General features: G+C 54.6%; 13 protein-coding genes. 5 read left to right on the plus strand and 8 right to left on the minus strand.

Features of this window, described 5'->3' with window-relative positions; translation table 11 throughout:
- Nucleotides 1-80 precede the first annotated feature (80 nt).
- From ACXADJ_RS11495 to ACXADJ_RS11530, 8 genes are all read right to left on the minus strand, one after another.
- Nucleotides 81-1016: an alpha-E domain-containing protein gene (locus ACXADJ_RS11495; RefSeq protein WP_475065970.1), complete on the minus strand. Its 936-nt coding sequence runs from the start codon at nt 1014-1016 to the stop codon at nt 81-83.
- Nucleotides 1016-2476, minus strand: coding sequence for a circularly permuted type 2 ATP-grasp protein (locus tag ACXADJ_RS11500; protein ID WP_475065973.1), 1461 nt, complete (start codon nt 2474-2476; stop codon nt 1016-1018). The genes ACXADJ_RS11495 and ACXADJ_RS11500 overlap by 1 nt, the downstream gene beginning before the upstream one ends.
- A 317-nt stretch (nt 2477-2793) precedes the next feature.
- Entirely contained in the window at nt 2794-5019 is a 2226-nt protein-coding gene (locus ACXADJ_RS11505) for a putative bifunctional diguanylate cyclase/phosphodiesterase (protein ID WP_475065975.1), read from the minus strand.
- Nucleotides 5020-5034: 15 nt separating this feature from the next.
- The gene (locus ACXADJ_RS11510; RefSeq protein WP_028294893.1) at nt 5035-5664 is read right to left on the minus strand and encodes a hypothetical protein; all 630 of its coding nucleotides are present in this window, start codon (nt 5662-5664) and stop codon (nt 5035-5037) included.
- 2 nt (nt 5665-5666) lie between these two features.
- Nucleotides 5667-6053, minus strand: coding sequence for a response regulator transcription factor (locus ACXADJ_RS11515; protein ID WP_036537433.1), 387 nt, complete (start codon nt 6051-6053; stop codon nt 5667-5669).
- Between the two features lie 319 nt (nt 6054-6372).
- A complete protein-coding gene (locus tag ACXADJ_RS11520) occupies nt 6373-7893 on the minus strand; it encodes an FMN-binding glutamate synthase family protein (protein WP_475065979.1) in 1521 nt (506 codons plus the stop codon).
- A gap of 272 nt (nt 7894-8165) precedes the next feature.
- The gene (locus ACXADJ_RS11525; protein WP_475065982.1) at nt 8166-8495 is read right to left on the minus strand and encodes a hypothetical protein; all 330 of its coding nucleotides are present in this window, start codon (nt 8493-8495) and stop codon (nt 8166-8168) included.
- A gap of 271 nt (nt 8496-8766) precedes the next feature.
- Nucleotides 8767-9678: a TIGR01777 family oxidoreductase gene (locus ACXADJ_RS11530; RefSeq protein ID WP_475065984.1), complete on the minus strand. Its 912-nt coding sequence runs from the start codon at nt 9676-9678 to the stop codon at nt 8767-8769.
- A 110-nt stretch (nt 9679-9788) separates the two neighbouring features.
- Here ACXADJ_RS11530 and ACXADJ_RS11535 point away from each other — a divergent pair, with 110 nt between their 5' ends.
- The 5 genes from ACXADJ_RS11535 (at nt 9789) to phrB (ending at nt 15112) form a co-directional block, all read left to right on the plus strand.
- Nucleotides 9789-10805 (plus strand): NAD(P)/FAD-dependent oxidoreductase, encoded by a 1017-nt coding sequence (locus ACXADJ_RS11535; protein WP_475065985.1) that lies wholly within the window; start codon nt 9789-9791, stop codon nt 10803-10805.
- Nucleotides 10806-10822: 17 nt separating this feature from the next.
- Complete coding sequence (locus ACXADJ_RS11540; RefSeq protein WP_475065987.1) at nt 10823-11221, plus strand: sirohydrochlorin chelatase; 399 nt, start codon at nt 10823-10825, stop codon at nt 11219-11221.
- Between the two features lie 585 nt (nt 11222-11806).
- Entirely contained in the window at nt 11807-12781 is a 975-nt protein-coding gene (locus ACXADJ_RS11545; RefSeq protein ID WP_475065990.1) for a YbgA family protein, read from the plus strand.
- Nucleotides 12778-13668, plus strand: a complete 891-nt coding sequence (locus tag ACXADJ_RS11550) for a MerR family transcriptional regulator (RefSeq protein ID WP_475065991.1) — start codon at nt 12778-12780, stop codon at nt 13666-13668. Before ACXADJ_RS11545 ends, ACXADJ_RS11550 begins: the two co-directional genes overlap by 4 nt.
- Entirely contained in the window at nt 13658-15112 is a 1455-nt protein-coding gene (gene phrB, locus ACXADJ_RS11555; protein ID WP_475065994.1) for a deoxyribodipyrimidine photo-lyase, read from the plus strand. The genes ACXADJ_RS11550 and phrB overlap by 11 nt, the downstream gene beginning before the upstream one ends.
- Nucleotides 15113-15118: the final 6 nt, after the last annotated feature.

The following is a 15118-nucleotide window of genomic DNA, read 5'->3' on the forward strand; positions in this document are numbered from 1 at the left end:
AAAAGTCGTGCAAAAAAGCCGGGCGCTTGAGAAAACCGCGCCCGGCTTGTGGTTATCAATCCCTGATCTGTCTGGTCGACTTATTGATCCGACAGGAACCAGGTTTTCTGAATCATGCTGTGCAATTCGCCCAGGGATACCTGCAATTCATTGAGGTCGTCACGGAACTCGGCACCAAACTCTTCTGCTTCAAGGTCACGATCAATTTCCTCTTTGATCGCCTTGGTACGCTCGATCACGTCCTTGCCTTTTGGCAGGTGAGCGCAGCGTGCCACGATTTGGTTCAAGCAGTATGAAATGGAACGAGGAAATTGCTCATCGCCCATCATAAAGGTCACCACCGGAGTGCCCTTGATGGACGAACGCATGGTGCGACGGAATTGCTGGTCAGCGTTCAGGGAACGTAGCATGTTGCCCCAGATGATCTGGCGGCTGTTGACCGAGTATTCGTCTTCTTCCACCTGCAACATGGCCGCCAGTGCGGCATCCAGGTTACGAGTGGTCATGTCAGCACGTTCGAGGTTCTGGCCCAGACGCATCATGTCCCAGCCTTCGTCACGCATCATGTTCACAAACAGCAGACCAACGATTTGCTGACAGGATTTGATGATGGTTTCGAGAAACTCATGGCGGTTGCTGCGGTTGATGCCTTGCGCCATGTTGTCCTGCACGAACATGCTCAGCTCGTTGACCATTTCCCAGGTATCCGCTGGCACCACGTCACGAGTGGTACGAATGTTTTCGCGGATAGCCTTGAGGGAATTCACAATCGAGCATGGGTTGGTGTCGTCGCCAACCAGAAACTTCACCACGTTGCGCTCATCGCGGTTGGAGTAGCGCTGGTTGAAATCGTCTTCGAGGCTGTTGATCACAATCAGGTTGTACCAACCGAGGTTGACCCGGCGAGGCAGGTCGAACAACAACTTGTCGTAGATGCTTACCAACCGTGCGATACTCTCAGCACGTTCCAGGTAACGGGCTGACCAATAAATTCGTTCTGCAACTTTGGAAAGCATCAGTCTTTTCCTGTTCCGGTATCGACAATCCAGGTGTCTTTACTGCCACCGCCCTGTGAGGAGTTCACCACCAGGGAGCCTTTTCTCATCGCCACACGGGTCAAACCACCGGTTGTGACGTAACTGTTGCGGGACTGCAACACAAATGGACGCAAGTCCAGATGGCGCGGTTCCACCTTGTTTTTACCCACCAGCGTCGGTGCCGTCGACAGCGCCAGAGTTGGCTGGGCGATGTAGTTACGAGGGTTAGCCTTGATCAGTTCAGCGAAGTGCTCACGCTCTTTTTTGGTCGAGTGCGGGCCAATCAACATGCCGTACCCACCGGACTCGTTGGCAGGTTTGACCACCAGTTTGTCGAGGTTGTCGAGTACATAAGCGCGCTGTTCGTCGTCGTAACACAGGTAGGTTTCAACATTAGGAATCAGCGGTTCTTCGTCGAGATAGTATTTGATCATTTGCGGCACGTAGGCGTAGACCACCTTGTCGTCAGCCACACCGGCACCCGGTGCGTTGGCCAGCGCCACATTGCCCGCTTTCCAGGCACGCATAAGACCCGGCACGCCCAGTACCGAATCCGGCTGGAACACTTCCGGGTCGAGGAACATGTCATCGATACGTCGATAGACAACGTCAACGCGCTCCAGACCAGCGATGGTCTTCATGTAAACGCATTCATCTTCACCTACTACCAGATCACTGCCTTCAACCAGTTCAGCACCCATACGCTGAGCCAGGAAAGAATGCTCGAAGTAGGCAGAGTTGAAGATACCCGGAGTCAGCACCACAACAACAGGCTTCTTGACGTCACGTGGCGACAGTTCAGCCAGCGTCTCGAACAGGTGTTCGGGGTAATCACCCACCGGAGCAATGTTCACTTTCTCGAACACTTCCGGGATAACCCGTTTCATGATGGAGCGGTTTTCCAGCATGTAAGACACACCGGATGGCACCCGCAGGTTGTCTTCCAGTACGTAGAACTGACCATCACCATCGCGCACCAGGTCAGTACCACAAATATGTGCCCAGACACCAAATGGCGGACTGAAACCCTCACATTCCTTGCGGTAATTGGTCGACTGCTTCAGCACAAACTCCGGAATGATGCCGTCTTTGATGATGTTCTGATCGTGGTACAGATCATCAATAAACATATTCAGCGCTTTCAGACGCTGTTTCAGACCGGCAGCGGTCTTATCCCACTGTTGTTTGGAAATAACCCGCGGCAGGATATCAAACGGCCAGGCGCGGTCGATATTTTCGCCTTCGGTATACACCGTAAAGGAAACACCCATTTCCTTAATGGTTGATTCGGCGGCGGTTTTACGTGAGTTGATATCTTCGTCAGAAAACGATTCCAGATAGGAAATCAAGGCTTTGGCGGGGTCTCGAGGGGTCCCCGGAGCACTGAAAAGTTCGTCGTAAAACTCTCCCGGTGCGTAGTCCTTCCATTCGATTGACATACTGCTCCCTGAATTTTGCCATCAGGTTGATTGTTAAGTCGCGGCACCTTGCGTGGCGGCGACTCGGATAAGGCAATGGCAAAATAAGACACCAGTATCATTGCTAATTCAAGCAAGCACAGGCGTCATTTTCTCTCAAATTTGATCGGCAACAGGGATATTTTTCAAAACGGGGAATTTCTTGAAATAAAATGTTACATGTAAATTAAAAACGCACCATAAAGGTGCGATTCATGATTAATTACTGACAAATCCATTTATATCTTTTCGGGCGAATATAACCCGCTCAGAAGCTATCCAAGGGCCTTCTGAATAACTCAATGCGCCGCCATGGTCTCACGATCAACGGCATACCAAAGCATCAGATCGTCCAGGCTCATGGGCTTGCCAATGTAGAATCCCTGAGCATGATCACAGCCTTTCATTTTCAGCAATTCCATCTGGGACAGGTGTTCGATTCCTTCTGCCACCACTTCCAGGCCAAGCGCATGGCCAAGATCGATAATGGCTGAAACAATACGAGCATCGGCGGCATTGTTGCTGGCATCCTGCAGGAAGTGGCGGTCGATCTTGATGATGTCGACCGGCAGATTGCGTAAATACGCCAGTGACGAATAGCCCATGCCAAAATCGTCGATGGCAATTTTGACCCCCAGCAATTTCAACTCGCGCAGCAACTGCAGGTTTTCGCCCTGGGTGTTCATCAGATGCCCTTCGGTGATTTCCAGCACAATGCGCTCGGCCGGAAACCCCACCGAGTTGAGCAAGCGCCTGACGCTGTATACCAGTCCATCGTCCATAAACTGCTTTGGCGACAGGTTGATCGACATCGACAGCGGGTCTCCCTCACGCTTGTACCAACGTGAGGCGGTTTCGAAGGCTTGCATCATCACCCACTCGCCCATCTGACAAATCAGCCCACAATCTTCTGCCACGCTGATGAATTCATCCGGGTAAATAATGCCGCGTTCCGGATGACGCCAACGCAGCAGGGCTTCCACACCAAGCAACTTGCCTGTGGCAACTTCAATTTGTGGTTGGTAATACAACTCGAACTGGTTTTCCGCCAATGCGACCCGCAGCTCACTTTCGGTTTTCAGCCGCGCTAGCGTGCGTTCATTCATCTCCGGGGTAAAAAACCTGAATACCCCTTTGCCATCGGCTTTGGCCTGATACATGGCCTGGTCAGCGCAAAAGATCAGTTTGTCGGCATCGCTGGCATCGTCCGGAAACTGGGCAATACCAATACTGCAATTAACAAACACCGGCATGTTAAACACTTCGAACGGCTGTGAGATGGCGTCGAGAATCTTTTCCGCCACCGTGATCGACGAGCGGCTGTGGTTTTGCTCGGGCAACAGAATCACAAATTCGTCACCAGCCCAGCGTGAGATGGTATCGGAATTACGGCAACAGCCACGCAGACGCTCCGCCACCTGCCGCAACAAATCATCACCGGCGTCATGGCCATAGTTGTCGTTGACGCCCTTGAAGCGATCTAGGTCGATAAAGAACACCGACAGGCTATTGCCGCTGCGCTGGTGGGCCTTGAGGGTGCTGGTGAGGATTTCGGTGAACGAAAAACGGTTATACAGACCGGTCAGGCCGTCTACCCGTGCCATTCGATTGAGCTGCGCTTCCGCCCGTTTTTTTTCGGTAATGTCGCGCACAAAAATAAAGAAGCGACTGTCGTCCTCGGCCATTGGAATGGCATTGGCCGAGACGCTGACCGGAAACTCGCTGTCGTCATTACGAACACAGTTCATTTCCCGCTCTTCGCCGGAAGCCGGTATCAGAGCCTGAATTTCCGCATCGCTTTTGTCCGAACCAAACTGGCTGGCGCTCAGTTCTTCAAAAAAGTCGTAAAGGTGTCGACCTTCCAACTGCCCTGCTCCAGCGGGTTCCGCCAACATGGCCTCAGGAGCCGCCAGCTCAAACAGTTCCTGCTGGTCGCTACCGGGCTCCAATGGCAGTGGCGCAAACATCTGCACCGCGGCCCGGTTGGCACTGTGAATCAGGCCTTTGCGATCAAAAATCAGGATGCCGTTTTGGGTGTTTTCAAACAGCGCCGTCAGCTCGTGTTCCTTTTCCTGCAAGCTGACCACCAGCTCGGTCAGTACCACTGACTGTGTACGCAAGGCGCGCTCGCGCATGTCGGATGAGCTGATATCAAACACCGAGATCACACAGTACTGGCCTTCTTCGTCGGTATAAAGTGGCTTGATCTGGATGGATTGCACCAGCCGCTCCGGCTGTTTGGCGGTGCTCAGCGGCTCACGGTACAAAGGAAAAGATACGTTCAGTAGCCTGGCTGACAGCACCGACGGGCAATTAAGCTCCAGCGCCTTGTAGATAGCGCGGTCGATACGGCTATTACTCAGCTCGGGAAACAGGTCCAGCAGCTTCTGGCCTTGCACCCTGGCTTCCTGTAAGCCCGAGTGACGTTCCATCCACTGGTTCCAGGTGACAATGCAGCCCTGACCATCCAGAACCACGATGCCGGTATCAACCAGTTCCACAATATGACGATAGAGTCTGTCCATGTTGGCGCCTCTGGTTCAGCCGAATGAAAGGCGCTTCTGGATACGGTCGTAGAGTTTTTCGAGCGTGTCCTTGGGCTGGAAAAACATCAGCTGGGCGCGGGAGTTTTTCTTCACCACGGTAAAACTGATGGTCAGGAACAGAATCATATCTTCGGCATTATCGAGCAACTGAGTACTGCCGCTGATGTCGTCAAAATGTCCGTATTCGCAACGCGGAAGTTCGGTATTTAGCCGAATCCCCAGCAGGTTAGAAAGCGCATAAATCACGCCGCACACCGCCACATTGGTGAGGTCGAGCATCATTTCCTCTTCCGTAGCAGCAAATTCTATCAACGCCTGCTCATTGTCTTGCAGTAAGCCGTTGAGCAAGTTGAGGCTTTCCTCTTCACTGAAAAACAGCAGTGCTTCACCGCTGATTTCGCCAGAAAATTGTTGTTGTACGAAAATGGCTTTGCCAGCGTCTCGTAAAGCCGACGTGAAGGAGAGTGCTTCAGTTTTGGGAAGCATGTTCACTTCCGGTACGTGCAGCTCAATCTTGCTGTTCGAAATTTCCGACAACTCTTCAATTACCTGACCAAGGCCAAGATTGAGAGATTCTGCCAACAGATCCAGGCTGATCGCCTGCGCTTCAGCGTCAATGGCCATGCTCAACCCCTACTGAAAAACGCCCGCAGTCGTTCCATGAATGGGTCTACATCTTCCGGACTGATGGCCTTGTTGATGTACTGAACCCCAAGCAGGTTGGCTTCGTCCATCAGGTTGAAGGAACGATTACCCGTGACCAGTGCAATTTTATTGGCTGGCACCCCTCGCTCCATCAGCATCTTGCTGGTTTCAACGCCGTCCGGCGGCGTCATGTTCACATCCAGAAGATACCAGTCAAATTCATAGCCGGTTCCTTCTGCCACGCTCAGCGTCTGTTCGCCAGAGCTGGCCTCATGGAATTCGGCGGCAGGGTAAATCCGACGTACAACGTCCTTGACCACCATTCTGGCGTAAAGGCTGTCATCCGCGATAAGACACTTTGGGGGCATGAGAGACACCTGTTCCTGTGGTTTAACTACTCTTTGAAAACTAGTTCAGAAAACAGGGAAAGCAAGAAAATGACGAAACCAATGATCCTGATTTAAACCGAAAAATCCGCCAATACGCGCCACAAGGCCGACGGTTGCGCTTTACCAAGCATCGACCTATTAATACATGGCGTGATATCAGCCATATCGCGTCCATCCGAAGCAAGGCGTCTGACATCGTCCGTTAAACCGCCCAGCCCAGAAGTGCTAGCTCAGAGGTTTTAGCCCACAGACGATTTGGCTGAAACGACTCAGCCAAACCGCATTGGGAGAAACAGCCTCAGTCATTCACCTCGGCGGCCATACGCTTGCGCGAGGCATTGTACAAATCAGAAATACGCGTACTGGTGCCATCAGGTTGAATAATACGGGCGTGTTCACGCTTCAGAGCCCGTGGCTCATCAACCCCACAGGAGTGCGCAATCACGCCCACTTCCTGTACCAGGGTTTCAACAAAGTGCTGTACCCGGGAGGCCTTGTCGGCTGGTACCAGACCCGCTTGCAGGTGTGGGTCATGGGTGGTGATGCCGGTCGGACAGGTGTTCTTGTTGCATTGCAGCGCCTGAATACAGCCCAGTGCAAACATAAACCCACGGGCGCTGACGACAAAGTCCGCACCCACACACAAGGCCCAGGCAACCCGGTCAGGTGTCAGCAGCTTGCCGGAGGCAATCACCCGGATACGAGGGCGCAGCTGGTACTCGTCCAGCATATCCACCAGCATTGGCAGCGACTGATTCAACGGCAGCCCCATGTAATCCATCAATGACTGTGGCGCGGCACCGGTACCGCCCTCTGCGCCGTCAAGCGTGATGAAATCCGGCGCGCTTTGCAGGCCGCGCTGCTGGATCGCCTTGCAGAGATCCCGAATCCAGTCGATGTCGCCCAGTACGGCCTTGAAGCCGGTTGGTTTGCCGGTCACTGCCCGCACGTGTTCAACCATGTCCAACAGGTCGTCTACCGAACGAATTTCCGGATGTCCGTTGGGGCTGATGGAATCCTGATGCAGGGGAATGTGACGAATACGGGCAATTTCTTCATTGACCTTGGCCGCAGGCAGAATCCCGCCCTTGCCCGGCTTGGCACCCTGACTGAGCTTGATCTCAATCATCTTCACCTGCTCATGCTCGGCCACCGCCTTGAGCTTGGCATCGTCCAACTTGCCGGTTTCATCCCGTACGCCGTATTTGGCCGTACCAATCTGGAAGACGATGTCGCAGCCACCTTCCAGATGATAAGGCGACAAGCCCCCTTCGCCGGTGTTCATCCAGCAGCCTGCTTTGCCCGCGCCGCGAGACAAGGCAGTAACCGCAGGTTGCGACAGGGCACCAAAGCTCATACCGGAAATATTCACCAGCGACGATGTGGTGTACGGCATACGGCAATGTTCACCAATGGTGATAGCACCAGATTCGGCAAAGTCTTTCTTCAGCGCGGGAAACGGGCTGTTCACAAAGATCACCGTGCCGGGCACATCCAGACGGCGGGTAGAACCGAAAGCAATGGTGGTGCTTTCGTTTTTGGCAGCGCGATACACCCAGCTACGTTCAGCGCGGTTAAACGGCATTTCCTCGCGGTCCATGGCGAAGAAGTACTGCCGGAAGAACTCCCCCATGTGTTCAAAGAAGTACCGGAAGCGGCCAATCACCGGAAAGTTTCGACGCACCGTGTGGCGGGTTTGCCGCACGTCGATGAAATACGCCCAGATGACCCAGCCGATCACCGCCAATGAACCGATGGCCAGAATAGCCAACAACACCAGCACGCCATAGGCGGCCAGTTCAAACACAGTATCCGTCACGATTGTTCCTCAAGCACGGTTGTACAAGGGCCGGATGGGGAGTTGTTGTTATAAAAGGCCCGATTTTCGGCCCTATCCTAATGGGGACAGGTTAGACATGAAAGTCAGGAAAATGGAGAGAGGTAACATGCACCGTTTCCAGGCCAGTACCCAGCGATTCAAACCGGATCAGGAACGCATAAAAAAAGCGGCCGTTTGGCCGCTTATGGGGTACTGCTTCGACTGCAAGTTGGGTGCTGCAGCGTCGGGTGACTGCCGATCGTCTTCCTGAGTCAGGCGGTCGGGGTAATGTTCTTCACGGTTCGAGCGGTGAAGTACACAAAATTTCCTTCACTGTCACCAACCTCTACGCGGTTGGGTGACAACGGCGAACTCTTGATGGTGGCAATGTACAGGCTTCGACACGCCACCAGATTCTTGTCGATGTCGTTGAACAACGGCTGCGAGAAGGCAAAGGTCTTGCGTTCGTTTCCACGTTCTAGCGTAAGTACCAATTGAGCATCCGTCAGGTCACTGGCACGGCTGAAGTTTACATAGCTCACCCGATATCCCTGGTCGAACTCGTACAAATAATGATCAAGGGCTTGGCGACTTATACTCATTGGTATTTCCTGCAGTCAATTCAACAACTTGTACAACAAGTTCTAGTTGAGAGCGGGACGGTCTGCCATCACTAATAACAGAAAGCTACAGTTCTTTTGCAAACGTCAGTTTTCAGTCCGTTTTCGATGACAAACAGCGCCTTCACGCAGGTTAGACAGGTCACCGGGGCGTCAAGTTTCCGGTCGTCAGGTTTTTGACCCGATCCATCGGCCCAACTTGCCTCCTGCTCAGCAACTCCTGCTCAGTAACTCCTGCTCAACCACAGACAGGTCACCAATGGTTGTGAATATCCCCCAGGGCGTCAGCCAGCTGTGGAAAATGAAATTCAAAACCATGCTGTTGCAAGGTCACGGGCTGCACTTTCTGCCCCTTCAACAGCAAGTCCGACATCTCACCTAACGCCAGCTTCAATGGACAACCGGGCACAGGCAGCAGTGCGGGACGTTTCAATGTTGCCGCCAGCGTACGACTGAACTGCGCATTGGTTTGAGCATAGGGCGAGGTCATGTTTACCGCTCCCTCTACTGGCTGATGCAGCAGAAAGTCGACGGCCCCAAGATAGTCATCCATATGAATCCACGACAAATACTGTTCACCAGAGCCAATTCGCCCTCCAAGGCCCAGTGAAAACGGCAGCCACAGCCGCTTCAACATGCCGCCGCCGGGGCCGAGCACCACCCCCGTACGCAACAGCACCAGCCGTTGGGTCAGAGGTTTCAGTGGGGCAGCGGCTTGTTCCCATTCGGCGCACAAACTGGCGGCAAAATCACTGCCATACGGACTTTGCTCATCCACTTGCTGCTGTTCGGCGGTGCCTTCCAACGCCCCATAGATGCCGATTGCCGATCCACTCAGAACCACCTCAAAGCGCTGGCCAGTATTAATGGCCCACTGGGCCAGAGTATCTGTCAACTCGATGCGGCTGTTACGCAATACCTGTTTACGAGCTTCCGACCAGCGCTGGTCGGCAATGCCCTCACCGGCCAGGTTCACCAACCAGTCAAACGGGCCATGAAAGTCGTCGAAGCGTGAGGCTGCCTGCTCCAGTTGCGGCCAACGTTGGCACACGGCGTCCGGGCGACGGGTATACACAGACACCTGATGGCCGTCAGCCAACCATTGCGACACCAGCCGGGAACCAATGAATCCGCTCCCTCCGGTAATCAGAATACGTTTGCTCATACAACCTCCAGCGAACCCGTTTATGACATTTATATATACAATACCTATACAAGATAATTCGCAATGCTAGAATGCAAAAACTTGTACAAACATCCTGTTGGAGACGCCCAGTGGCACATTACGCAATTATTGGCGCCGGCATGGCCGGATTGTCCGCCCTGAATCAACTCGCATCCCAGGGCCACAAGGTCACCGTTTTCGACAAAAGCCGTGGCAGTGGTGGCCGCATGGCCACCAAAAAAGTCGGCGCTGCCAGCTGGGACATGGGCGCACAGTTTTTCCGTGCCCATACCGAAGCGTTTCAACAGCAGCTGGAGCAATGGCAACAGGACGGCATCATCAGCGAGTGGCAGGCCAACATCTGGCAAATTGCCAACAATCAGGCCAGCCCTTCACCCGACACTGTTAAACGCTACGTCGCCACCCCGCGCATGACGGGCCTGAGCCGCTACATGCTGCGTTGTGCCAGTGCCTTTGAAACCGAGAGCCGCATTGTACGGCTGCTCAAACGTCCGGCTGGATGGCACCTGTTCAGTGATGACAACCGTGAGTTTGGCCCCTTTGACAAATTGATCGTGGCGATTCCACCGGAACAAGCCAACGCCTTACTGAAAACCGCCGACGACCTGGCCAGCCTGCGCGATGCCACCCATGTGGACATGAACCCATGCTGGACCCTGCTGCTGTCGTTTAATCAACCACTCGCCACCGACATCGACGCAGCCTTTGTAAAAGACGGCCCCATTGGCTGGATCAGCCGCAACAACAGCAAACCCGGCCGCGACGCAGGTGAAAGCTGGGTAATCCAGGCCAACCACCACTGGAGTAAAGTCCACTGCAATGGCGAGCGCCACAGCTTGATGGAGACCTTACAAAACGCCTTCTGGCAAGCCTTGCAGTTGCCACCTCAGCCACACGCCGAAATCTGGCTGCATCGCTGGCTGTTTTCAATACCAAATGTAGTGGAACAACCCGGCACCGTGGTGTCCAATGATGGTAGCGTCGCCCTGTGCGGCGACTGGTTGCAAGCGCCCAACATAGAGGGAGCCTGGTTGAGCGGTGATCTGGCAGCGCGTCGACTCAGTGGAAAGCCTCTTATCCAGCCGAACACGCTGAAAGCCTCATAATGAATCAGGAGATGACCATGCCCTCACCGAATCTGCGTCAAGCCACTGTATTGCTGGCCCATGGCAGCAGCGACGCCAATTGGCTCAAGCCGTTTGAGCAATTGACCAGCAGCATTCGCCAGTCTGTGGGCGCTACCGCCCGCATTGAGCTGGCCTACATGGAACTGGCCGAGCCATCGCTGGAAAGCGTCACCGCCCAGTTATCAGATGAAGGTTACGGCGTGATTGAAGTGCTGCCGCTGTTCTTTGCCGCCGGAAGACATCTGCGCAAGGACGTGCCAATGCAGCTGGACGCGTTGTCGCAACAACATAAGGTTCGTATGACTCTGAAGCAGCCGGTCGGACTGGAGCCTGAAGTAGCTGGCGCTATCAGCAACGTAGTGCTGCGTTCGTTGCAGGAAAGTAGCGAAAGCTGAGTTTTTTAGTCTCTACCAGAGCCTCCGTGCTGCATCACACGGGGCTCTGAAGCCAAGACCTATTCACCATCGCAGGCAAGCCTGCCCCGCCACATTTCTTCATGGTATAGGGGACATCTATTTAATCCGGTGCTCACTCTGGGCTGCCGGATGGTTTCGAATCACGAAGCCGACTTGCAGGCCTGACGGGTCAAGTCAAAAGTCGGCGACACAGAGTCGAGATCATCCGGCAGTCCCCGTAGGGCGCGGGTTGCCGCCGCCCAGTGCTGTGTTGACGAATTTGAAAAGGACTCGTCATTTCGCTGCATTCGTCGCCTTGCACTGAACAACGGCAACACTCGCGCAGAGCCGTGCAGGATTAAATAGATGTCCCCTATAGCCCCCTTTTCCACCAGGAACCCAAAGCCCATTCCCCGGACAATCATTTCCTATCTTGTGCGCAATTCTCCGCTAAAGAACTAAACTTGGACAAAGAAACTACTACTTATACAAAATTGTATTTTTTGTACAAGAAAGGCTTGACCAACAACCGCATCAAGGACCACACTAAAACCTATACAAAGCACACCTAAAGGTTATACATCGATGAAGGAATCCATAGAGTCCAACATCAAGATCGGTATCAGCGCCTGCCTGATGGGACAGCCCGTGCGTTTTAACGGTGGCCACAAGCGTTCCCGCTTTTGTACAGACGTGCTGTCAAAGTACTTTGAATTTGTTGGCATTTGCCCGGAAGTGGGTATTGGCATGAGCACACCTCGCCAAGCCATTCGCCTGATGAGCGCGAATGCCGACGACACGGACATTCGCGCTGTCGGCTCCGACGACGCCAGCCTCGACGTGACCGAACAGCTGGTTGACTACGCCGAGCAGAAAGCCTCGGAGATGAACGACTTGTGCGGCTTCATTTTTATGCAAAAAAGCCCCAGCTGCGGGGTCTTTGGCGTCAAGCGTTACCTGGCCAACGGTCATCCGGAAGGCACGACCAGCGGTATTTTTGCCCGCGAATTTACTGCCCGTCATCCGCTGCTGCCGGTTGAAGAGGCGGGCCGCCTCAACGACGACGCTCTGCGGGAAAACTTCATGGTACGGGTGTACACCTACCACGAATGGACCAGCTTCCGGCAGCAAGGCCTGACCCCTGCGGCACTGATCGACTTTCACAGCCGCTACAAGTACCTGGTGATGGCCCACAGTCTGGTGCACTACAAAAGTATGGGACAGTTGCTGGCCAACCTCACCCGCGACACCCTTGAGCACATCGCCGACGAATACTTCGAGCAACTGATGACAGCCCTGGCCAAACCAGCCAGTCGCAAGATGCACACCAATACCCTGATGCACTTGCAGGGTTACCTGAAGAACCTGGTATCACCGCAAGACAAACAAGAACTGACCGGCATTATCGAGCAGTACCGAACCGGCATTGTGCCCTTAATCGTACCGCTGACGCTGTTGAAGCATCACCTCAACCACCACGAGGAAGCCAACGCCTATGCGCGCCAGCAGGTGTACCTGAATCCGCATCCATACGAACTGGGATTGAGGAACAGCCTGTGAGCAGCGTTATTCCGGAAGGCAGCTACCCGATTCGGGACTTTGCTCGCATGACCGGTGTTAATCCGGCCACCTTGCGGGCATGGGAGCGTCGTTACGGCATCATCAAGCCATTGCGCACGCCGAAGGGTCATCGCTACTACACCAAGGACCATATTCAGCGGGTAAACCACATTCTGCACTGGCTCGAGCAGGGCTACCCGATCCGTCACGTCGAACTGCTGATGTCCGAAGCCGAAATCGACCAGCAGCAAGACAACAGCGCCGCGCTGGATGAATGGAAACAGGAACAGCAGCAACTGCTGGCCGCGCTGCGGTCGTTGAACCCGCGCCGCTTGTTCGACCTATGGAGCCATGCCTTTTCCAACTACCCATTCGCGGTCTATTACCAGCATTGCCTGCTGCCCCTGATGGACTCCCTGCGAGGTCAACCAAGTCACCCGATGCTGCTGAAAACCCTGACGTTCTTGTTGCATCAGCGGCTTACCTGTCTGATGGCCCAGCAACAACAACACACCGCTGACCCGGTGCTGTTATTGGCCACCAACCATCCGGATGGTGAACTCGACGTATTGATACGCGCCTGTTCCATCGGTGCGGCCGGGCTCAAGGTCGAATATCTGGGGCCGCACCTGACCCCCGCCGAGCTGTCGATTGCGGCCGAGTCCCTCAATGCCGCTGCCGTCTGGGTGCATTTCATGCCCCACGACAAAACCGAAGACAGCGCATGGCAGCGTCAACTGGACAACACCGAACTGCCCCACTGGCTGTCAGGTACCGCTCCGTTGCACAGCGGCGGCCGACCTCACATCAAGACCCTGACCAGCCCACTAAACCAACAAATACACACTTACATTCTCGGCTGTGGAGGCCGTCTGGATGAACTCTGATTTGAACCTGGTTTGGTTTCGCACCGACCTGCGCTGCTACGACAACCCGGCCTTGTTCCACGCCTGTGCTCAGGGACATCCGGTGATCGCGGTGTATTGCCACACCGCCAGCCAATGGCGGCAGCACGGTCTTGGCAAGCGCAAGGTTCGCTGGATGGAAAACGCCGTCGCCGCCTTGCAAAACAAGCTGCGCGTACTCGGTGTTCCGCTGCTGGTGCTGGAAGCTGACACCTTCGACAACAGCGAATCCTTGCTGCAAACCCTGATCAGTGAACTGGGTGTTTCGCGTTTGTTGTTCAACAACGAATACGAAGTGAATGAACGCAAGCGCGACATCAACCTGTGTCGTTGGGCCAAGGATCAGGGTGTTGAAATCAGCCGTTACCATGACCAGTGTCTGGTGCCGCCGGGTGAGGTGCTGACCAAATCCGAACAGCCGTTCAAGGTCTACAGTCCATTCCGTAAGGCTTGGCTACCAAAAGCCGAGCAACGGCTGACAGCGCCTTTAGGGCTGCCACAACCATCGGCCGAGCAACAAGCATTGGCCGATCAGCGAATGCAACAATTGCCATCGCGCTTGCGAACGCTGGAGTTGCAGCTGTCCATCGAAACCGATGATCGTTGGAGCCACTGCGAAACCGAATTGCACGAGCAACTGCAACGCTTCGTGGATGAACACGGCCCTGACTACGACCAGCAGCGCGACCTGCCCGCCAAGCCCGGCACCAGCACCCTGTCGCCGGCGCTATCCATTGGCCTGATTTCAGCGCGGCAGTGCATTCACACCGCGGTACAGGCCAACGAAGGCCGTCTGATTGGCGGCAACAAAGGGCTCGACAGCTGGATCAACGAGCTGACCTGGCGTGATTTCTACCGCCATCTGATGGTCGCCTTTCCGCAGCTGTGCAAGCACAAGTCGTTCAAGCCGGAATACGAAGGTGTGCGCTGGCGCAACAGCGAAGAAGACTTTCAGGCCTGGTGCGAAGGCCGCACCGGTTATCCGATTGTCGACGCCGCCCAGCGCCAACTGGTGCAAACCGGTTGGATGCACAACCGCCTGCGAATGATCACCGCCATGTTCCTGACCAAGCACCTGTTGATCGACTGGCGACGCGGCGAAGCGTTTTTCAACCAGCACCTGATGGACGCCGACCTGGCATCCAACAACGGCGGGTGGCAGTGGAGTGCGTCTACCGGTGCCGACGGAGCGCCCTACTTCCGTATTTTCAATCCCATTGCGCAGTCGGAAAAATTTGATGCCGACGGTGAGTTCATCGGTCGCTACGTACCGGAACTTGGCAAGTTGCCAGGCAAGCACCGCCACGACCCTAACGCCTTTGAACGCCAGACCTGCGGCTACCCACAGCCGGTGGTTGAACACAAATACGGTCGCCAACGCGCCCTCGACGCCTTCAAGGCGCTGAAAGACGCAACCCCAGCCTGAGCAAGG

The organism is Oceanobacter sp. ABM4_470, from assembly GCF_056158645.1.